At 61.7% G+C, this 21,219-nt stretch carries 17 protein-coding genes; 6 read left to right on the top strand and 11 right to left on the bottom strand.

Annotated features, from left to right (window positions below; all coding sequences use genetic code 11):
* The first annotated feature begins 19 nt into the window (after positions 1-19).
* The 6 genes from plsY to rsmA all read left to right on the top strand — a co-directional run bounded on the left by plsY (position 20) and on the right by rsmA (position 7,375).
* Complete coding sequence (plsY, locus tag HF955_RS16830; RefSeq protein WP_291076768.1) at positions 20-649, top strand: glycerol-3-phosphate 1-O-acyltransferase PlsY; 630 nt, start codon at positions 20-22, stop codon at positions 647-649.
* A complete protein-coding gene (gene dprA, locus HF955_RS16835) occupies positions 646-1,749 on the top strand; it encodes a DNA-processing protein DprA (protein WP_291076769.1) in 1,104 nt (367 codons plus the stop codon). The genes plsY and dprA overlap by 4 nt, the downstream gene beginning before the upstream one ends.
* Before the next feature lie 151 nt (positions 1,750-1,900).
* Positions 1,901-4,087, top strand: a complete 2,187-nt coding sequence (locus tag HF955_RS16840; protein ID WP_291076770.1) for an LPS assembly protein LptD — start codon at positions 1,901-1,903, stop codon at positions 4,085-4,087.
* Between the two features lie 161 nt (positions 4,088-4,248).
* Entirely contained in the window at positions 4,249-5,493 is a 1,245-nt protein-coding gene (locus HF955_RS16845; RefSeq protein WP_291076771.1) for a peptidylprolyl isomerase, read from the top strand.
* Between the two features lie 47 nt (positions 5,494-5,540).
* A complete protein-coding gene (gene pdxA / locus HF955_RS16850) occupies positions 5,541-6,539 on the top strand; it encodes a 4-hydroxythreonine-4-phosphate dehydrogenase PdxA (protein ID WP_367279806.1) in 999 nt (332 codons plus the stop codon).
* Positions 6,536-7,375, top strand: coding sequence for a 16S rRNA (adenine(1518)-N(6)/adenine(1519)-N(6))-dimethyltransferase RsmA (rsmA, locus tag HF955_RS16855; RefSeq protein WP_291076773.1), 840 nt, complete (start codon positions 6,536-6,538; stop codon positions 7,373-7,375). Before pdxA ends, rsmA begins: the two co-directional genes overlap by 4 nt.
* Before the next feature lie 62 nt (positions 7,376-7,437).
* On the opposite strand, the gene katG is transcribed toward rsmA, so the two are convergent.
* The 11 genes from katG to cpaB all read right to left on the bottom strand — a co-directional run bounded on the left by katG (position 7,438) and on the right by cpaB (position 21,120).
* Positions 7,438-9,612 carry a catalase/peroxidase HPI gene (katG, locus tag HF955_RS16860; RefSeq protein WP_291076775.1) on the bottom strand — a complete coding sequence of 725 codons (2,175 nt, stop codon included), beginning with the start codon at positions 9,610-9,612 and terminating at the stop codon, positions 7,438-7,440.
* Between the two features lie 247 nt (positions 9,613-9,859).
* Entirely contained in the window at positions 9,860-12,013 is a 2,154-nt protein-coding gene (locus tag HF955_RS16865; RefSeq protein WP_027836283.1) for a sodium-translocating pyrophosphatase, read from the bottom strand.
* Between the two features lie 145 nt (positions 12,014-12,158).
* Positions 12,159-13,094 (bottom strand): thiamine-phosphate kinase, encoded by a 936-nt coding sequence (gene thiL, locus HF955_RS16870; protein ID WP_291076776.1) that lies wholly within the window; start codon positions 13,092-13,094, stop codon positions 12,159-12,161.
* Positions 13,095-13,120: 26 nt separating this feature from the next.
* Positions 13,121-14,080, bottom strand: a complete 960-nt coding sequence (locus HF955_RS16875; protein ID WP_027836285.1) for an acetyl-CoA carboxylase carboxyltransferase subunit alpha — start codon at positions 14,078-14,080, stop codon at positions 13,121-13,123.
* Between the two features lie 47 nt (positions 14,081-14,127).
* Positions 14,128-15,054, bottom strand: a complete 927-nt coding sequence (locus tag HF955_RS16880) for a type II secretion system F family protein (protein ID WP_291076777.1) — start codon at positions 15,052-15,054, stop codon at positions 14,128-14,130.
* Between the two features lie 12 nt (positions 15,055-15,066).
* Positions 15,067-16,050, bottom strand: coding sequence for a type II secretion system F family protein (locus HF955_RS16885; RefSeq protein WP_291076778.1), 984 nt, complete (start codon positions 16,048-16,050; stop codon positions 15,067-15,069).
* Between the two features lie 11 nt (positions 16,051-16,061).
* Positions 16,062-17,453 carry a CpaF family protein gene (locus HF955_RS16890; RefSeq protein WP_291076779.1) on the bottom strand — a complete coding sequence of 464 codons (1,392 nt, stop codon included), beginning with the start codon at positions 17,451-17,453 and terminating at the stop codon, positions 16,062-16,064.
* Positions 17,450-18,670: a hypothetical protein gene (locus HF955_RS16895; RefSeq protein ID WP_291076781.1), complete on the bottom strand. Its 1,221-nt coding sequence runs from the start codon at positions 18,668-18,670 to the stop codon at positions 17,450-17,452. The genes HF955_RS16890 and HF955_RS16895 overlap by 4 nt, the downstream gene beginning before the upstream one ends.
* On the bottom strand, positions 18,670-18,939 hold the full coding sequence (locus HF955_RS16900) for a hypothetical protein (protein ID WP_291076783.1): 270 nt from the start codon (positions 18,937-18,939) through the stop codon (positions 18,670-18,672). Before HF955_RS16900 ends, HF955_RS16895 begins: the two co-directional genes overlap by 1 nt.
* A 1-nt stretch (position 18,940) precedes the next feature.
* Positions 18,941-20,239 carry a type II and III secretion system protein family protein gene (locus HF955_RS16905; RefSeq protein WP_291076784.1) on the bottom strand — a complete coding sequence of 433 codons (1,299 nt, stop codon included), beginning with the start codon at positions 20,237-20,239 and terminating at the stop codon, positions 18,941-18,943.
* Complete coding sequence (cpaB, locus tag HF955_RS16910) at positions 20,239-21,120, bottom strand: Flp pilus assembly protein CpaB (RefSeq protein ID WP_291076786.1); 882 nt, start codon at positions 21,118-21,120, stop codon at positions 20,239-20,241. Before cpaB ends, HF955_RS16905 begins: the two co-directional genes overlap by 1 nt.
* Positions 21,121-21,219 lie beyond the last annotated feature (99 nt).

The following is a 21,219-nucleotide window of genomic DNA, read 5'->3' on the forward strand; positions in this document are numbered from 1 at the left end:
ATTTCAATTGGAGATTGATGTGACTGACCTGACCCCAGAACTGGCATTTCCCTTGGCAGCCCTGTGTGGCTACCTCGCCGGATCCGTGCCCTTCGGTCTGCTGATCACGCGTGCGGCCGGACTCGGCGATATCCGCGCCATCGGCTCAGGCAATATCGGCGCCACGAATGTTCTGCGCACCGGGCGCAAGGATCTGGCTCTTGCAACCTTGTTGCTCGACAGCCTGAAGGCCGGTCTCGTCGCTCTCGGCTTCGGTATTCTGGGGGGGCGAGAGCTGGGATTTGTGGCGGGCGCCTTCGCGTTCATCGGCCATTGCTATCCCGTCTGGCTCGGATTCAAGGGCGGCAAGGGCGTCGCAACCTATGCCGGCCTGCTCCCTTTTGTCTCCCTGCCCGGCTTTTTCGTGGCTGCGCCGGTCTGGCTGGGCCTGTTCGCCATCACCCGCATCTCGTCACTGGCCGCGCTGACCGCCGCCGCTCTGGTTGCACCGGGCGCCTGGCTGCTGGGTGAACGGAACTTGTTCATCATAGGGGGGCTGGCACTCCTGTCGCTGTTCGTGTTCTGGACACATCGCGCAAATCTGGGCCGTCTCCTGAAAGGGGAAGAGCCGAAATTCGGCGCGAAGAAACCTGACAGCCCGAGTGCATGACGGCGCCGCGAGCCCTCGGTGATGCAGACCGCATCGACTGGGTCAGGCTCGCGCGGACACCGAATGTCGGCCCCGTAACATTTGCCCAGCTGCTGCACAGATTTGGCACGCCCGCGGCCGCACTGGACGCGCTGCCGGAACTTACCCGAAAGGCCCGCCGCAGGTTCCAGCCTCCAAGCCGTGCCGATATCGAACGGGAACTTGAACAGACCCGTCAGTATGGCGCCCGCATCATTGCGAGCTGCGAGCCGGAATTTCCGCAACTCCTGAAGGCGCTGGATCCACCTCCGCCCGTTCTGGCCACTCTCGGCAATACGGATCTTGCCGCTCAACCAACCGTCGCCATTGTAGGCGCGCGCAATGCGTCGGCGGCCGGGCGCAAGATGGCGCGCGACATGGCTGGCGGGCTGGGACAGGCAGGCTGGGTCACTGTGTCCGGCCTGGCCCGGGGCATAGACGGCGAAGCGCATGCAGCCAGCTTGCAGACCGGCACAATTGCGGTGCTTGGCGGAGCGGTGGATCATGTCTACCCACCCCAGCATGACCGGCTCTATGCGGAAATTGCCGCCAAAGGCCTGATCCTTTCCGAAACGGCTTTCGGCCACCGCGCCAAGGCGCAGGATTTCCCTCGCCGCAATCGCATCATCACCGGTCTTTGCCGGGGTGTCATCGTGGTCGAGGCGGCAGAGCGTTCAGGTTCGCTGATTTCGGCACGAATGGCAGGCGAACAGGGCCGCGAAGTGATGGCGGTGCCAGGATCCCCCCTCGATCCCCGCTCAGCCGGCACAAACCGGCTCATCCGCCAGGGCGCAACGCTCGTCCGGCATGTGGACGATGTACTCGAAGTTCTGGACAGCCTTCCCCTGACAGGCGTCTCTGCCCCTCTAACGCCGTTCGCGGATCCGGCTGCGTCCGGCGCCCCGCCAGAAGACCTTCAAACCCGCATTCTTCAGGCCTTGTCGTTCAACCCGATGCCGATTGGCGAAATCGCCCGGGCTGCAGGTGCTTCCTATCCGCAATGTGCGGCCATGCTGATGGAACTGGAACTGGCGGGCGACGCAGTAACCTTGCCGGGTGGTCTCGCCTGTCGGGCTGCATGACGACGCCCTGTGACTCGACTGCATCGCCAGATGCATGAAAATTCAGCCATCGGGGCCTGATGTCTGGACGATTCCCCCCTTCCTCTCTAAGGCTGCCAAAGGACATGCACGCCGCATCAGGTGTGACGAGAGACTGGTAAAGGTACGCGTTTTGGCAAAATGGCATCATGTTGCGGCCGCGCTTGGTTTGGCGGTCTGTCTCCCCTGGTACGCCATTGCCCAGGACGACGCAGCCGCGCCGCAACCCGCAGGCCAGGACGAACGGGTCGTGCTGGAAGCCGACTATGTCTACGAGGTTCGCGACGAGAACAAGCTGGTCGCCGAAGGCAATGTCGAAGCACTTTATCAGGGACGCATCCTGCGCGCTGACCGGATTGTCTATGACCGGACGACAGACAAGGTCCGGGCCAGTGGCAATGTCATCATCATAGACGAGACCGGCAGCCAGCAATTTGCTGACGAGGTCGAAGTCGATTCGCGCCTGTCGGATGGATATGCGATCGGGTTCTCGGCCCGTCTGGAGGATGGCGCCACTGTGGCTGCCAATTCGGCCATCCGTCAGTCCAATGGCGTGAACGCGCTGGACCAGGTGGTCTATACGGCCTGTCCGGTCTGTGAAGAGAAGAAGACCCCGACCTGGGCCGTGCGGGCGCGCCGAGCCGTGCTGGATCAGGAAAGCCAGATGATTTCCTACCGCGACGCGGTGATCGAGATTGCAGGCATCCCCGTCTTCTACCTGCCCTTTCTGGCGCATCCCGACCCGACCTCCGAACGGCGCTCCGGCCTGCTGATCCCGTCGGCCGGCAATTCGTCAAAACTGGGCTGGTTCTACCAGCAACCCTACTATTGGGCCGTCTCGGAGCATTCGGACCTGACGATCTCACCCATGGTCAGCCAGAATGTGAACCCGCTTCTGGAACTGGATTTCCGCAAACGGTTCTATTCCGGATCGATCAATCTCAATACCAGCTTTACCTACGAGCAGGACTTCGACAGCGATGGCGAATTGTTCGGGGAAGAACGCCTTCGCGGCCACGTTTATGGCAATGGCCTGTTTGCGATCAACAATGAATGGAAATGGGGCTTTGGGGTCGAACACCAGTCCGATGATTTGTATGATCGCCGCTATGACATCGACGGTCAGAATGAACAGCGCGGACTGTATTCCAGCGCACCGCGCCGACTGTTGTCCCAATTGTTCGCAACCGGACAGGGCGATGATTATTACGCAGATGTCGCCCTCCTGAAATTTCAGGGCCTTCGCGAAGGTGATGATGACGCCGAACTGCCGACGGCGCTCCCTGTATTCTACAGCGAGAAATTCTGGGATCTGGGCAAATGGGGCTTCGCAAGCGTGAACGCCTCCAGCGCCATTCTGGAGCGGGACATCGGGGAGGACAGCCATCGCGTCAGTGTCGGCGCTGACTGGTCGGATCTGAACATCCTGCCCGGCGGCTTCACATTCGAACCATTCGCTGAAGTGCGGGCGGACTATTACGGACTCGACGAAGACGAATCCGGCGAGGAAAGCGTGACGCGCGCTCTGGGCAATGTGGGCGGCAAGCTCGCCTATCCAATGGTACGGCCCGGCAAGGTGGTCGATGTCATGCTGGAGCCCGCCGTCATGGCCGCGTGGGGCACGTCCAATTCAAATGATGACGTGATCCCAAATGAAGACAGTCTGCTCTTCGAAGCGGACGAGTCTGTGTTGTTCGACGCCAATGGTTTCGGCGCCTATGACCTGTTCGAGGGTGATGGCAAACTCGCTGCCGGGATCACGGCGCGCGCGCTCTGGAAAAATGGTCCGGATCTCAGCACAACGATTGGCAAGCGCTGGCGGTCCCGCCCCGATGATGCCTTTGACGCGACCAGCAACCTGGACGGCACATCCTCTGACTGGATCATTGCAGCCACGGCAGATTTCGGCCGGAAACTGCGCATCGACACGCATGCGCGCCTCGACGAGGACGGCTTCAGCCTGAATCGGATCGACGCAAAAATATCTTCGAATTACAAGAGACTGCGTGCTGTCGCGCAATACTACAAGGTGGATGAACGCATCTCGACCACTGGCGAGAGTGATGAGGGGATATTCCTGCGGGGCGAGTTCCGTGTGACCAGCCAGTATTCCGTGTTTGCCGGACAATTGCGGGACATCTCGGACAATCTCAACGCAAAACAGGAATATGGCATTGCCTTCGAGGACGATTGTTCTCGCTTCGAGATCGTCTATCAGCGCTCCGAGCTTCAGGACCGGACGCTCGGACCGGAGGAAAACATCCAGTTCCGGTTCTCCCTCAAGACAATCGGTGATTTCGGGTCCAGCGAGTTCGATTGATTCGGGCCCGAACGCAGTAGGGGACACGCCGGTCATGCCCTAAATTTCCGTAAGGATTCAGGGAAGACTGCCCTCATCCGTTGCGCTGGGATACAAGACTAGTATGGTCCGGCAGATAAAATTGCCATGGGGCCCGGCTGGGCACTCAACGGAGGCCATGTATGGTTCGTCAGTTTATCGCCGCTGCTGTTCTCGCGGCCCTTCCGGTCGGCAGTAGCGCCATCGCACAGGAGGCGAGCGCGCCTGAACGCCTGGCCCTCGAAGGCGTGGCGGCCATCGTGAATGACCGTCCGATCTCCTATTCCGATGTGCGCCAGCGCGCGCGGCTCCTCCTGCTCAGCCTTGGGGGCCAGCAACCAACCCAGGAACAGATCCAGCAGATCACCGGCCAGGCGCTGGAGCAACTGATCGACGAGCAGCTGCAGCTCGAGAAAGCGGCCGAATTCGAACTCGAAATTGCCCCCGAAGAAGTCAATGCTGCCGTAGATGACATGGCGCGCCAGTCGGGTGCCAGCGGAGACCAGTTGAAACAGCAATTGCTGGCGGCCGGCGTGAACCCGACCAGCCTGGAAGAGCAGATGCGGGCCGAGATCGCATGGAACCGCGTGATGAGCGGCCTGTACGGCTCACGCATCCGGATTTCGGACAACCAAGTCGACGAACAGTTGAGCCGCGTGCGAAATTCCCTGCAACAAACGCAGTACCGGATTTCGGAGATCTTCCTCTACGCACCTGACCCGGAAACCCAGTCTCAGGCCATGCAGGCGGCCAATTCGATTATCGAGCAGCTGAAACAGGGCGCCGATTTCCGTATCGCGGCACAACGGATTTCCTCAGCACCGACCTCGGCGACTGGGGGGGACATGGGATGGATCACCACAGGTGATCTGGACCCGGTCCTGGCCGAAGCTGTGGAAGCCTCTGTCGGCCCCGGCCTGCTCGGGCCGATCGCCACGGAAAACGGGATCTACATTCTGAACGTCGCAAACAAGCGCGAGCCGGCAAAACTGACGACCAAAGTCGACCTGATGCGCCTTCAGGTTACTGATGGCAGCGAAGCCGACCTCAAGGGCGCCCTCGCCCAAATCGAGACCTGCGACGACGTTCAGAGCGTGTCCAATTCGAAATCCAATTTGCGGCATGCCGACCTTGATGACATCGACGTCGAGGAACTGGGATCGGAAGGCAAGGCACTGGTTCTGGCCACGGAAGTCGGGCAACCGACAGAGATCTTCGCGGCTGGCGGCGGTCTGGCAGTCATGTATGTCTGCCGCCGGGAAGACGGCGCCGAAGCCCTGCCCTCCCGCGACGACCTGAAGGGCCGCCTGAAGGATCAGGAACTCAACATGATTTCCGAGCGGGAACTGCGTGATCTGCGCCGCGAGGCGACGATTATCTACCGCTAGGCCTTGCGCGGCGTGCGGATTGAGTGAAAACCGCCAGAGTGACTGACATTGCACACACTCCACTCGCCGTGACCATGGGCGATCCTGCAGGCGTAGGCCCCGGTATCACCGGCGCGGCGTGGACGAAATTACGTGACCAGGTCGAACACGCCTTCTTCGTGATCGGCGCACTGGAACTCTATGAAGGCCGCGTTCCCGTTCACCCGATTGTCGATCCGGGCGAGGCCTGCGAGGTATTCTCCAACGCGCTGCCGGTCCTGTCGCTGCCGGGCGTTCCGCAGGTCGAGCCGGGCAAGCCGGATGTCGGCGCGTCCACCGCCATTCTGGCCTCGATAGAACAGGCCACCGAACTCTGTCTGTCTTCGGCCGTGTCTGGCATGGTGACCAATCCCATCAACAAGGCGCTTCTCTATGGAGCGGGTTTCCGGCACCCGGGCCATACGGAATTTGTCGCCGCCCTCTGTGACGCGGCCTGCGAGACTCCGTCGAGGCCCGTCATGCTCCTGACCGGCGGCGGCCTGCGCGTCGCGCTGGCAACCATTCATGTCCCGCTCAAGGACGTGCCCGATTTGCTGGACACGATCAAACTGGTCGAACTCGGCAAGACCGTCGCCGAGGCCATGCGACAGGACTTTGCCATCCCCGCGCCGTGCCTCGCTTTCACGGGTCTCAATCCTCATGCCGGGGAAGACGGCACGATTGGCCGGGAAGAAATCGACATCATCAACCCCGCGGCCGCCATTCTGCGCGAACAGGGTATCGACATGTCCGACGCCCGGTCCGGCGATACGGTTTTCGCTGAGGCCCTGTCCGGCCGCTTCGACGCCATTATTGCCATGACGCATGACCAGGGCCTCATCCCGGTCAAGACGCTGGACATGTGGGGCGGCGTGAACACGACTCTTGGACTGCCTATCGTCCGTACCAGCCCGGACCATGGTACGGGCTACGACGCCGCTGCTGCCGGTACCGCTCGCCCCGACAGCCTGATTGCCGCCATCCGCCAGGCACGGCTGATTGCCAACAATCGAAAGACAAACGCATGAGTGGCAGTGACGATACTCCCGGCCTGACGCAAGCCACCGCCCGCAAGGCACTTGGACAGCATTTCCTGTTCGATCCTGACATTCTGAAACGGACTGCCCTCGCTGCAGGCCCGGTGGCGGGCCGGACGGTGATCGAAGTCGGGCCCGGTCCGGGCGGTCTGACCCGCGCCCTGCTGGATCAGGGCGCCGGGAAGGTGATTGCGGTCGAGGCCGACGAACGGTTCGCAGACGCGCTCCGTTCCTGGCCGGAGGCACAGGACGGTCGCCTGCATGTTATCCTGAAAGACGCCCGAAAGGTCCGTTGGGAATCCGTTCTGGAGGAACTTGGCGCCAGCCAGCCCGCCATGATTGTTGCTAACCTTCCGTACAATGTCGGGACGCCGCTATTGGTCAACTGGCTGAAGGCTGGCCCGTGGCGGGGGGAAATGGCCCTCATGTTCCAGAAAGAGGTCGCTGAACGGATCTGCGCAAAGCCGAATTCGGATCATTATGGCCGGCTGGCTGTGCTGGCTCACGCCGTTTGCGATCCTCACATCGCCTTTACGTTGCCGCCCGGCGCATTTCGGCCGCCGCCGAAGGTGGATAGCGCGGTCGCGGTTCTGCACCCGCTTCCAGCAGAGCGCGTGTTCCCGCACCTTGCAAAGCTGGAAGAAGTCGCGGGTGCTGCGTTCGGCCAGCGCCGGAAAATGCTGCGCGCTGCCCTGAAACCCCTGGCCAAGCGGCACGGCCTGAAGGCCGCGGATTGGCTGCAGGACCTCGGCATCGACCCGACGGCGCGTGCCGAAACGCTGACTCAGGATGAGTTCCGCCACATGGCATCGTCACTGGTGAAATAGGCCGGAACGAAAAAGCGGCGCCCCGGTCACCCGGGACGCCGCGAAAAACAGTCGTGCAGACGCTAGTTGCGGACGTCGAACCGGTCAGCTTCCATTACCTTGGTCCAGGCAGCGATGAAGTCGTCGACCAGCTTCTCCTTGTTGTCGTCCTGAGCGTACACCTCGGCATAGGCCCGCAGAATGGAGTTCGATCCGAACACGAGGTCAATCCGTGTGGCAGTCCATTTCGGCGCGTCCGTCTTGCGATCACGCAATTCGAAAATGCCCTCGCTGTCGGTTGGATTCCACGTATTCGACATGTCGGTCAGATTGACGAAGAAGTCATTCGACAGGGCGCCGACACTGTCCGTGAACACGCCATGCTTGCTGCCGCCATGATTGGTGCCGATCACACGCATACCGCCAACAAGGCAGGTCATCTCCGGAGCGGTCAGACCGAGCAGCTGAGTGTGGTCCAGCAGGATCTCTTCAGGTTTGACGACATAGTCATCCTTGATCCAGTTGCGATAGCCATCAACCAGCGGCTCGAGCGGCTCGAAGGATTCGGCATCCGTCATTTCGTCGGTAGCATCGCCGCGGCCGGGGGTGAACGGCACGGTCTTGTCGAAGCCAGCCGCCTTGGCGGCGTGTTCGACGCCGACATTGCCCGCAAGGACGATCACGTCGGCCACACTCGCACCGGTTTCCTTCGCAATCGGTTCCAGCACATCCAGCACGCGGGAAAGCCGTGCCGGTTCATTGCCATCCCAATTGTTCTGGGGGGCCAACCGAATCCGGGCACCGTTCGCGCCACCGCGCATGTCGGAGCCGCGATAGGTACGTGCGCTGTCCCAGGCAGTTGAGATCATGTCCGCCACCGACAGGCCACTGGACGCAATCTTCGCCTTGACCGCATCAACATCATAGCTGGTGCTGCCGGCCGGGACCGGATCCTGCCAGATCAGGTCTTCCTGCGGCACCCATGGCCCCAGATAGCGCGGCTTCGGTCCCATGTCGCGGTGGGTCAGCTTGAACCAGGCGCGCGCAAAGGTCCGGGAGAAGTAGTCGTGGTCCTCACGGAACTTCTCCATATACTTGCGATAGATCGGATCGACCTTCATGGCCATGTCGGCGTCGGTCATCATCGGCATGGTGCGGACGGACGCATCTTCCACATCCACCGGCATGTCGACTTCCTCGATATTTACCGGCTTCCACTGCCAGGCACCTGCCGGGCTCTTGGTCAGTTCCCACTCATGGTCCAGCAGCATGTCGAAATAGCCGCCATCCCATTTCGTCGGATTGGTCGTCCACGCACCTTCCGGTCCACCGGTAAGCGTGAAGCGGCCATTGCCGGACTGGTTCGAATTTTTCCAGCCGAGCCCCATGCCGACAACGTCTTCTCCTTCCGGCTCCGGGCCAAGACCCGCCGGATCGGAGTTGCCGTGGCATTTGCCGATTGTGTGCCCGCCCGCCGTAAGGGCTGCGGTTTCCTCGTCATTCATCGCCATGCGCTTGAAGGTTTCCCGGACATCGATGGCGGTCCTGGCCGGATCCGGCTGTCCGTTCACACCTTCCGGGTTCACATAGATTAGCCCCATGACAACCGCGGCCAGCGGATTGGCGAGCGAATCGCGCTTGTCGAGCTGCTCATAGCGCTCATCCTTCAGCCATTCCTTTTCGGACCCCCAGAACGTGTCCTTCTCGGGATGCCAGATATCCTCGCGGCCAAAGCCGAACCCGAAAGTCTTCAGTCCGGCAACCTCATAAGCCGCGTTGCCGGCCAGGATGATCAGGTCGGCCCAGCTCAGCTTGTTTCCGTACTTCTTCTTGATCGGCCACAGCAGACGGCGGGCCTTGTCGAGATTGGCATTGTCCGGCCACGAGTTCAGCGGTGCGAAACGCAGATTGCCCGCCCCGCCGCCACCACGTCCATCGGCCAGTCGATACGACCCCGCCGAGTGCCACGCCATGCGGATGAACAGGCCTGCATAGCTGCCCCAGTCTGCCGGCCACCAGTCCTGACTGTCCGTAACCAGCGCGTGAACATCCTTCTTGAGCGCTTCATAGTCGAGCTTTTCGACTTCCTTGCGATAGGAGAAGTCAGGTCCATAAGGCTGCACCTTGCGGTCATGCTGGTGCAGGATGTCGAAATTCAGTGATTTCGGCCACCAGGCCGTCACGGACGTTTCAGTCGACGTCAGGCTGCCGTGCATCACGGGGCACTTGCCAGCACCACCCATATCATTGCCGTCCATACTCTTCTCCCTTTCGCTCGGATTCCAAAACCTGTTTCGCGTCCTCAGCAACACGTGGACGCGGGATTATCGCCTCGAAGCCATGAATGATTCCGGGGCAACGCTCGCACTTTACGCGCATCACGCGAATAGAACCAATTGATTGCCAGAGCGATTGCTATAGTTTCTGCCTATATCTTGGAATATCCTGATAAAACAAAGGCCCCGACGGTGCTCCGCCGGGGCCTTTCAGGAAAAATTCTTGTTTCTAATGGCCGGCGAGGACCGCCAACAGAAGCAGAGCGACGATGTTCGTGATCTTGATCATCGGGTTCACAGCCGGACCGGCCGTGTCCTTGTAGGGATCGCCGACCGTATCACCGGTCACCGCGGCCTTGTGGGCTTCAGACCCCTTGCCGCCATGATGGCCGTCCTCGATATACTTCTTGGCATTGTCCCAGGCACCGCCTCCGGACGTCATCGAGATGGCCACAAACAACCCCGTCACGATCACGCCGAGCAGCATGGCTCCGACAGCAGCGAGCGCTGCGCCCTTGCCTGCGATGACGAAGATCGCGCCGAACAGCACGATGGGCGACAGCACCGGCAGAAGCGACGGCACGATCATTTCCTTGATTGCTGCCCGCGTCAGCAAGTCGACCGCCCGGCTGTAGTCCGGCTTCACTTCGCCTTTCATGATGCCCGGCATTTCGCGGAACTGACGACGCACTTCCTCAACCACGGCTTGCGCCGCCCGGCCAACGGCCATCATGGACAGGCCGCCGAACAGGAAGGGCAACAGACCTCCGAACAGCAGGCCGACCACGACATACGGATTGGCAATCGAGAAGTCAGCTGACGCATTGTAGAAGAAATCGCCTTCCACGGCCCTGGCCGAGAAGTATTTGAGATCTTCTGCATAGGCGGCGAACAGGACAAGCGCCCCCAGACCGGCCGAACCGATGGCATAGCCCTTGGTGACCGCCTTGGTCGTATTGCCAACAGCATCCAGCGCATCCGTCGTATCACGAATTTCGGACGGAAGTTCCGCCATCTCCGCAATGCCGCCGGCATTGTCAGTCACCGGGCCGAAGGCATCCAGAGCCACGATGATGCCGGCCAGCGCCAGCATCGTCGTCGTCGCAATCGCGATGCCGTACAGGCCGGCCAGATTGAACGTCAGGATGATGCCCGCAATGATTACGATGGCCGGCAGGGCGGTGGATTCCAGCGACACTGCCAGACCCTGGATCACATTTGTGCCGTGGCCCGACTCCGACGCCATCGCGATGGAGCGGACAGGCCGGTACTTGGTTTCCGTGTAGAAAGCCGTGATCACGACGATCAGGCCAGTCACAACGAGGCCGACAATGCCGCAACCAAACAGCATCCAGCCGGAAACATCACTGGCCAATCCCAGGCGTTGCCCGGCGCCGTCCAACACACCGAAGCCATTCGGCAGAACGGTCGCCACCGCGACGGCGAGGCCGCCTATGGACAGGACACCGGTCACGATGAGCCCCTTGTAGAGGGCTCCCATGACATCTGTCTTGCCAGGTCCGAGATTGACGAAATAGGTGCCGACAATCGACGTGACGATGCAGACAGCGGCAATGGCCAGCGGCAGCATCATGATCTCGACGATATAGGACGCGCCCGAGAAATAGATCGCCCCGAGCACCATCGTCGCAACCAGCGTCACGGCATAGGTCTCGAACAGGTCGGCCGCCATTCCGGCACAGTCACCAACATTGTCACCGACATTGTCTGCGATGGTCGCGGCGTTGCGCGGATCATCCTCCGGAATACCGGCTTCGACCTTGCCGACCATATCACCACCGACATCTGCGCCTTTGGTGAAGATACCGCCGCCGAGGCGGGCAAAGATCGAGATCAAGGAAGCTCCGAAACCGAGCGCCACAAGCGAATCGATGACCAGGCGCTTTTCGCCTTCGACACCGAGGTCCAGTCCCGTGACCATGGTAAGCAAGCCGTAATAGACGACGATGCCCAGCAGGGCGAGGCCGACGACCAGCATGCCGGTGATGGCGCCGGACTTGAAGGCCAGTTTCAGACCGGCATTAAGACCGGATTTCGCGGCTTCGGTGGTGCGCACATTTGCCTGCACGGACACTTTCATGCCGATGAACCCGGCTGCGCCGGACAGGGCCGCGCCGATGATGAAGCCGAGCGGCACCTGCCAGTTGCGGAACAGGATGGCCAGCAGCACCACCACAACGACGCCGACAATGGCAATCGTCCGGTACTGGCGGCTTAGATAGGCGTTTGCGCCTTCCTGAATGGCCTGTGCAATTTCGCGCATGCGCGCATCACCAGACGGGGCTTTGTTGATCGAATTGATCTGCAGCCAGCCATAGAGGACCGACAAAACCCCCGCCGCGAGAGCGAGATAATACCACATGGGTTACGTTTCCTTCCCTTCAAACAGAACCTAAAACGCCAGGTTATCCTGATCTTGTACTGTTTATTATAGGAGGCCAGCCTGCCCGCCTTGCCGGAAATAGGCAATATGCCTCCCGTCAGGGGCGAGTCAGCCCGGACTCTGTTCAGCCATGCTCAAAGCCGAGGGTTTCCGGGAGGTTAACGGGCGCATTCCCGTACGTCGCGACGAGCCCGGCCTGAGAGGTCAGTTCCCCAATATTTGCGACAGGAAGGCCCTTTCTGTCGGCGAAAGCGCGGATTGCGTCCCGGCGGTCCGGCGCGGCGGCGAACAGGAGCTGGTAGTCATCGCCCCAGGTGGCGAGGCGCAGCATCTCGGTCAGGGAGGATGGCTCCCCGGCAAACGGGACACGGTCCAGTGCGATGTGCGCGCCCAATCCGGACGCGCCGGCCAGCGTGGACAGATCGCCGAGCAGGCCGTCGGATATGTCCATCGCCGCGGCCGCGTGATCCGCCACCAGACGGGCGGCGTCAGCATTTGGAATGGGCGGATTGCGATAGGCCTCGACATGTGGATTGGCAGTATCCCCTGCCTGCAGGGTTTCGAAGCCGAGACAGGCCGCGCCGATCTGGCCGGTCACCCAGAGTTCCTGCCCCGGTTGGGCACCGCTACGGCGCACGGGGGCGTCGGACAGGCAGCGTCCGGTCACGGTCAGTGACAGAAAGAGTGCACCACCATGCTCCACCGTATCGCCGCCAATCAGATGCATCTCATGGCGTTTCAATTCGTCTCGCAGCGTTTCAGCAAATTTCGCCAGATCCCGCTCCGGACGGTTTGCCGGCCATCCGAATGCAAGCAAGGCATCCCGGGGCAACGCGCCCGCAGAATAAATGTCGGACACATTCACCCGTACCAGTTTCCGCGCGACCGAGTCGATCGGGTCGGTGGGAAGGAAGTGCACCCCTTCAACCAGGGCATCGACCGTGATCACGCGGCGCCCATCACCGCCAGTCAGTTCCGCCACATCGTCGCGCAAACCCGCCGCCCCCGGCGCAGTGGCCAGCGGCGCAAAATACCGGGAGATCCAGTCCTTTTCGGCCATCGGGATGGGTCCCGCGCCAGCAGACGCTAGAAGCCTTCGCGGCCGATGGCGTAGAAGCGTTCCTTGCGCTGGGTCCGCAATTCGGAGGGGCTCAGGCCGTCCAGTTCCTTCAGGGCTTCGTCCAGAGCTTTCGCCGCAGCCGCCATGGCGCGTTTCGGATCGCGGTGGGCACCACCGACCGGTTCCTTGACCACGCCATCAATGACTCTCGTCTTCAGCAGGTCGGGCGCGGTGATCTTCATCGCGTCAGCGGCCTCCTTGGCCTTGGCGGCATCCCGGTAGAGGATCGAGGCGCAGCCTTCCGGCGAGATCACAGAATAGATGGCATGTTCCATCATCAGCACCTTGTTGGCCGCCGCGATGCCGATGGCACCACCCGACATGCCTTCGCCAATGATGAGCGTGACGAATGGCACACCCAGCGACAGGCCCCGCTGCGTTCCGCGGGCGATGGCTTCGGCCTGCCCGCGTTCCTCGCCACCCTTGCCGGGATAGGCACCCTGTGTGTCGGGAAAGCTGAGCACCGGCATGTTGAACTTCTCGGCCAGGTCCATCAGGCGGACCGCCTTGCGGTAGCCTTCCGGGTGCGCCATGCCGAAATTGTGCTTCAGGCGCTTCTCGATGGTACGGCCCTTCTCATGGCCCATGATCACGACCGGGCGGCCCTTGAAGCGCGCGAGCCCGCCAACAACGGCCTCGTCATTGCCATAGACCCGATCCCCGGCGAGTTCCTCGAAATCCTCGAACACATTCTCCACGAAATCGGAGAAATGCGGCCTGTCGGGATGGCGGGCAACAAGCGTCTTCCGCCAGGCGCTGAGGTCGGAATACATGTCCTTCAGCTGCTTGTTCGACTTGGCCTTGAGCTTTTTCAGCTCGTCCGTGATAGACGGCCCCTCCTTGGTGGAAGCAAGGGCTTCCAGTTCGGAGATTTTCGCGTCCAGCTCCGCAATGGGCTTTTCGAATTCGAGATAAGTCGTGGTCATGGCGGCAAACTAGCAATGCGAGGCTGACTCGCCTAGCCGGGAATTCACTAAAGTGCGGCCTGGACCTTGACCACGGCCGGCAGGATCAGAACGCCCAAAAGAACCGGAAAAACGAATATAATCAAAGGCAAGGTGAGTTTCGCCGGCAATGCCATCGCCTTTTCCTCAGCCATCAGGATGCGGCGCTTGCGCATGTCGGCAGAGAAAACCCGCAGGGTCTGCCCCAGGCTGGTGCCCATTTCCTCGGCCTGGCGCAGCATCGTGGCAAGCGAACTTGCCTCCTCGATGCTCATCCGGTCGGCGAATGTCCGCCAGGCATTCTTGCGGGCCTTGCCGGCGCGAAGCTCCAGCGACAGCTTCTTCATGTGCTCGGCGATAATGGGGTGGCGCAGTTCCAGCTCCTCGCCGACCCGCTGCACAGACGCATCCAGGCTCAGCCCGGCCTCCACGCAGGCCACCATCAGATCCATCATGTCCGGAAACCCGGCAGAGCATTGCTGCTGACGCGCCTTGGTGCGGCGGGACACGTAGAAGTCGGGAGCAAGAAGCCCGGTGATCAGCAGGCCGACACTCACCATCAGCAAGGTCTGTTTCGACACGCCGTCCAGATTCGGCAGGGCGACGAGCAGGGCCAGTTGGGGCAGTACCACACATGCAATGCGGGCGATGTAATATCGACCGACCGCCGTGGGATGCGTGAAGCCGGCCATAATCAGCTTCGCGCGGACAACGCTGACGGCTTCCTCATTTGTCGGCGTGGCGCGGTTTGCCAGCCCGATGACCGCACGTCCGATGCGGCTTTCATTCCGCGTCTCGGTCTCGGCCGGGCGGGCATGACGCCGCTCCAGCCGCCGCTCAAGATCTTCCTTGGCCTTCCAGCTGCGCACGAAGGCCAGCAGCGCCGGCATGGCCAGAACGGCGGCAAAGACCAGCAACAGGACGGGCAACAGGGCGGAGACGGATTGGGGCATCATCACGGTCGCGGCCTACATCTTGAAATTGATCATCTTGCGCATGACGAAATTCCCGATCGCCATCCAGATGAACAGGATGGGGAACACGACGCGCACAAGCGGCTCATCCATGACATCGCCATAGAATTCCGGCCGCAGGACGTGGATGCCCGACATCACGATGAAGGGCGCGGAAGTCAGGATCATGGCCGAGGCCCGCCCCTCTGACGAGGCCGCCTTCACCTTCAGCCGCATGGTCTGGCGTTCACGGATCGTCGTCGTGTTCGCCTTCAGCAACTCACACAGATTGCCGCCGGTCTTCTCCTGCAGGCGAACGGTCGCCACGAACAATTCGACATCCGGATCACCGGCGCGCTCCGCCATGCGCTGGACCGCATTGGTCAGCGACATGCCATACGAGACCTCGTCGGCTGCCATGCCGAATTCGGTGCCTATGGGATCCGGCATCTCCCGGGCGACGAGCGCGACTGCGGTTGCGACGGGATGGCCGGCTTCCAGGCTGCGGCAGACGATCTGCAGTGCATCCGGCAATTGCTGGGACATCTTCTTCATGCGCCGGCCGGCCACGAATTTTAGGCCAATGATTGGTGCCAGCGCAAACAGGACAGCCGCAATGCCGATGGCGGGCCACAGCCCCCCGACGAATTGCCAATAGGCGAGCCCGGCCACGAGACCTGCACCGGCCGACATGCCGAACCATTTCATGGGCTGGAATTTCAGGCCGGACCGCACGACCAGCTGATTGAACCAGCGCAGCGGCATGGCGAAATTGCCATTATCGTCCAGACCGCGCGCCTTGCGCAGCTCGATCATGGCTTCGCTGGTCGTCTCGAAACGATCCTTGAACTGAAGGCGCTTGTTCACGATGCGGCGTGTCTGTGCCTCGGTCACCATGCCCATCACGGACTGAATGGCCAGAAACACGGCCCCGATGGCCATGATGACAGGCACCAGTATCGTCAGGCTGGTGCTAGAAAGATCAGGCAACCACGACACGCGCCCGGCCCCTAGAACCGCGTTGACGGATCGAACAAGCCTTCAGGCATGTGAACGCCCCGGCGTTCCATCTCGTCCAGGAATTTCGGCCGAAGGCCGGTGGCCGCGAAATGACCCTGCACCTTGCCGTCTTCCGTTGTGCCCGTGCGTTCGAACTTGAAGATTTCCTGCAACTGCACGACCGAGCCTTCCATACCGGTCACTTCGGAAATGGACACCACTTTCCGGGACCCGTCAGACAGACGCGTGGCCTGTACGATGAAATTCACGGCCGAGGCAATCTGACCACGGATGGCCACTTCGGAAATCTTCATGCCGCCCATCATCACCATCTGCTCCAGACGGGTCAGGGCGTCACGCGGATTGTTGGCGTGGATCGTCGCCATGGACCCTTCATGACCGGTATTCATGGCCTGGAGCATGTCGAACGCTTCCTCGGACCGCACCTCGCCCAGAATGACGCGGTCGGGACGCATGCGCAGCGCGTTCTTGACCAGTTCCCGCTGGCGGATCTCGCCCTTGCCCTCAATATTGGGCGGGCGGGTTTCCATGCGCGCAACGTGCGGCTGCTGAAGCTGCAGTTCTGCGGCATCCTCAATGGTGATCATGCGCTCGTCGGGGCTGATGGCGGAGGACAGCGCGTTCAAGAGCGTGGTCTTGCCAGACCCGGTACCGCCGGAAATCACCGTCGAGGCCCGGCATTTCACTGCACCCAGGATGAAGTTCGCAACCGGCCCGGGGATCGCTCCGAACCCGACCAGCTTTTCCATGGTCAGGGGAGACTTCGAGAATTTCCGGATCGAGACAAGCGGTCCGTCAATGGCAATGGGCAGGACGGCGGCATTGACGCGGCTGCCATCAAGCAGGCGGGCATCGACCAGTGGCTGGCTTTCATCCACCCGCCGACCGACCGCCGAAACGATCCGCTGCACGATGCGCAGCAAATGGTCATTGTCTGCAAACCGGACGGGCGCCAGTTGCAGCTTGCCGTGACGCTCGACATAGACCTGATTGCAGCCATTGATCAGGATGTCGGCAATCGAGTCATCCTTCAGCAGTGGCTCGATCGGGCCGAGCCCGGTCATCTCGTCCATCACCGCATCGGCAAAACTGGCTTCCTCAGCCGCCGACAGCGCCATGTCTTCCTTCTTGATGATTTCCGAAACAATGCCGCGCACACGCCGCCGCATCGTCTCGTCATCCAGCTTGTCGAGCACGCTGAGATCAAGCTCGTCGATCAGCTTTGCATGCACCCGCAGCTTTGCATCCAGCTGGTCAAACGCCTTGGTATCCGCTGGTGGCGGAGGCGGCGCAGACTGAACCGCCGGCGTTTCCGGGGCCGGATCCGGCGATGCGACAGGTTGCGGCTTTGCCGCTGCGTTCGAGAATCCAAACCGGCTCATCGGGCACTCCTGCGTTGCTGTGCGGCGTCGGCGGCCTGTACGGCCTCGTCCGGCATGAGGCTGTCGACGAGGGCCGATATGTCCGCCACAAGCGCGCTTTTGGGCTTCACGTCGGCAATCGGCTTGCCGAGATTGACCGCTGTGCGGGCCGCATCCCAATCGGATGTGATGGTTGCATCGATCTTTCGGTCGATTGCCTTTTCCGCCTTGTCCACGGCGAATTCCGCGCGAAAGCGTTTCTTGGGGAACATGCGGTTCAGCACGAGCTTGGCCTTGCGGTCGGAACTGCGCAGCATGTCCACTTCCCGCGCCATGTCCGCGGCGGCGTGCAGACTGGGCACAGTCAGCTCACTGACGATTATGGCCTCGTCGACGGCGCCGAGAATGGGTTTCGTCCAGGGCATCATGTGACGCGGCATATCAACGATGACAAAGGGGAATTCGGCGCAGGCAACGTCCAGAAGCCGCAGGATCGCGGCCTCGGTCGCCAGCGCGTCGGCATCCGGATTGCGCGGTGCGGAAATCGTCGCCACGCCATCCTCATGCTGCCAGCACCAGGCCGCCAGCAGCCGGGCATCAAGGCGCTCTGGTGCGGCGGACAGGGCCGCAAGGTCCAGCTTCGGCACAGCCTCGAGGAATGAGCTGACCATGCCGTCCGAGACATTCAGATCGACAAGACAGACCTTTCCGGGCCCGACTTTCTCGCACAGGGAGAATGCGCTCTCGATTGCCAGGGTGGACACACCTGCCCCGCCAACCGCCCCACGGAAGGCCCAGCATACGGCAGACGCGGAACTGTCTCCCCCCGATGTGCCGGCTTCGGCGGCAGCGCGGATCCGTTCGACGGATTCCAGAATGTCGCCAGCATCCGCATCCGACGGGAGAATGTCCGACGCCTCGATCTTCATCAAGGCCCGCACCAGGTGCGCCGGCAGATGATCCGATACCATGAGGATCGCGCTGTCAGGCTTGTCGACGGCCAGCCCGAGAACGACCTGCTCTGCACCCGGCTGTCCATGTTCCAGCAGGATCAGCGCGCCGCCGAATTTCTCGACAATGCTGGCCGGGTCCAGTGATGCCAGGTCCACCACATTGCGGCAGATACCTTTCAGCTGGGCCATCCGTTCCGGCCCGGCAAGCGCGGCAATGGCCGGCAACATCCTGGCCGCCGGAGTCTGCGTGCCGGCATCAGACAGGTTACGAGCAGCTCCGGACATCAGCTTCCTCCGGACTCGCTGACCGAGGAATCCCGCAATTCCTTCGTGCGCCCCTCATTCAGCGCCTTCACGGCATTGGCCGCGCGCAGGCCGGAGGTGGACTCCACGGCTTTCGAATTGCTGAGATTGACATCCCGGACGGACTGGCGGGCAATATTGTCAGCCGTGGCCTGACCGAGCAGATAGGTATCTTGATGATCATGCGTGGCGCAGGCGCCCAGCGGCAGGCCCGCCAGCAGAATGCCCAGAGTGCGGTATTTGAGATTCATGTCAGTCTCCCTCTCCGTGAACCGGCGCAGGGGCGGTCAGGCTCTGCAGGAACAATTGGTCTTCGGTTGGCTCAGCGAACGCATCCAGAGGCGACCTGAGCAGGCCCGGATGCGGCGCGGGCTGTACGAGACGTGGAATGATGATGATCACCAACTCGCTCTCCTGGCGCTGATAGCGTTTGGACGAGAACAGCGCGCCCAGCACCGGCACATTTCCCAGCCACGGCGTCTGGCGGACATCATTGGAATAGTCATTCTGCAGAAGACCGGCGATGGCGAACGCCTGGCCGTCATGCAGTTCGACCGTGGTGTCGGCGCGCCGCACAGAGATGCCGGGGATTTCGATATCCTGGGCGCGAATGCCATTGTTGCGATCCAGCTGCGACACTTCCGGGCGGACGCGCAGATTTACCAGCCCGTCGCCCAGAACAGTGGGTGTGAAGTCGAGGCTGACCCCGAATTTCTTGAATTCGACCGATACCTGTCCATCCTCGTTCGACACCGGGATCGGGAATTCGCCGCCGGCCAGAAAGCTGGCCGTGTCTCCCGACAGGGCCACAAGGTTGGGTTCTGCCAGTGTACGGACGACACCCTTCTCTTCCAGCGCGCGCAATTCGATGTCGATGTTCTCACCGCCGACATTGGTGAACAGGGCCACCGTCTTGGAGGCGAGACCGGAAATCGAGGACGGCTCGGTGAAGGCAACAGCATCCCGGGCGTCAATATCATTGCCGAAGCCGATTTCCTTCACGGCGCTGCGGCTGGCCTCGAGGAAACGAACCTCCAGCAGGACCTGCTGGCTCTGCCCCACGGACAGGCCATTGGCGACGCCGCCGGGCACATGGCGCTCGGCAACCTGCACGGCCATTTCCGCAGCCGCAGCCGTGGTCAGTTTGCCGTCCAGGAAGATGCCGTCATGCACCGGATAGACGTCGATTCGCTCTCCCGGCAGGAGATTGCCGAGATCGGCCCGCAACTCGTCGAGGCTCAGTTCGACCTCGACATCGATCAGTTCCGCAATCGTGCCATCTGCATTGTAGATCAGAACGGTCGTCGTACCGGGCACCTTGCCGCGCAGGAAGAATGACCGGTTGGATGTGGCCATGGCTTCGGCGATGTCGGGATCGGCGACGACCAGGGTGGAGAAGGCCTGATCGGCCTCGATCACCGTGGAACGGCCTTTTTCGAGCACCAGGGTCCGGGCATCCGGGGCAGACGTGCGCTCGGTCCAGGCATGGCTTGGTGCAACGGCGACAATGCCGATCACCACGAACAGAAGAAGATAGGTGAGCTTGGGCATCAATTTGCCTCCCCGGTCAGGGTTTTTGGCTGAGCGGCCGGCGCCGTGACGGTGACTTCCTTGTCGCCATTGATCACGCGGACATTCGCAGTCGACGGCGCTTTCGGAGCTCGCCGGCGGACAACGGGCCGTTTCGGCTCCGTCTTCACGAGACGGATGACTTCAGCTTCTTCCTTGCGCCCGATCAGGGCGAGGCCCAGAGAGCCCTGCATGCCGGCCGCGCCCAACCGCAGCGCGCCATCCGGCGACACTTCCAGCGTCACGGTGCTGGACGGGCGGGCGCCTTCAAGGCCGGAATCGAAAGTCTGGTCGACAGCCAGCACCTTCACATTCTGCAAGACAGGCCGGGCGATCAGGTCCGCCGTCACCCGCACCGCGTCGCCGCCATAGGACGCTGCGGACTGACCGGGCTCACGCTGGATGAACTCGTTCACGTCGACTCGGTCGCCCGGCAGAACGAACCCGGCAACGCCGGTATCGCTGCGCACGGTGACCGAGACGGCCCGCATGCCAGGTTCGATGGCTGCTGCCAGCGTCAGAAGATTGCCTTCGGCATCCAGCTTCTCCAGCATGATCGGTTCACCCGGCAGGATCAGGCCGCGCGCATACAGCATTTCCGACAAGGCCGACGCATCTTCCACCACGCCTTCGGGAACCGAGGCCGCAGGCCAATTGACCGTTTTGACATTGCTCGCCGAAACCTGCTCTCCCGGCTCGATGGCCGCAGCGGCAACGAGCACGGAGGACATCTGAATCGCCGGGGCGGAAATCTCCGCCACCGCATCATTGTTGTTGGATGACATATAGTATCGGCCGAGAAACACGGCTGCGATGCCGAGTACTGCCGACAATCCAAGACTGATTAGGGGTCCGAGTTTCATTCTGAATGCCCTCTCCCGCGCCTGATGCGCCCTCATCAGCATTCATGATTAATCGCGAGGCGATAAGGTCTGTTGAAGACCCGGCACAAAATCTGATTT

The organism is Hyphomonas sp. (assembly GCF_017792385.1).
Classification (GTDB): Bacteria; Pseudomonadota; Alphaproteobacteria; order Caulobacterales; family Hyphomonadaceae; genus Hyphomonas.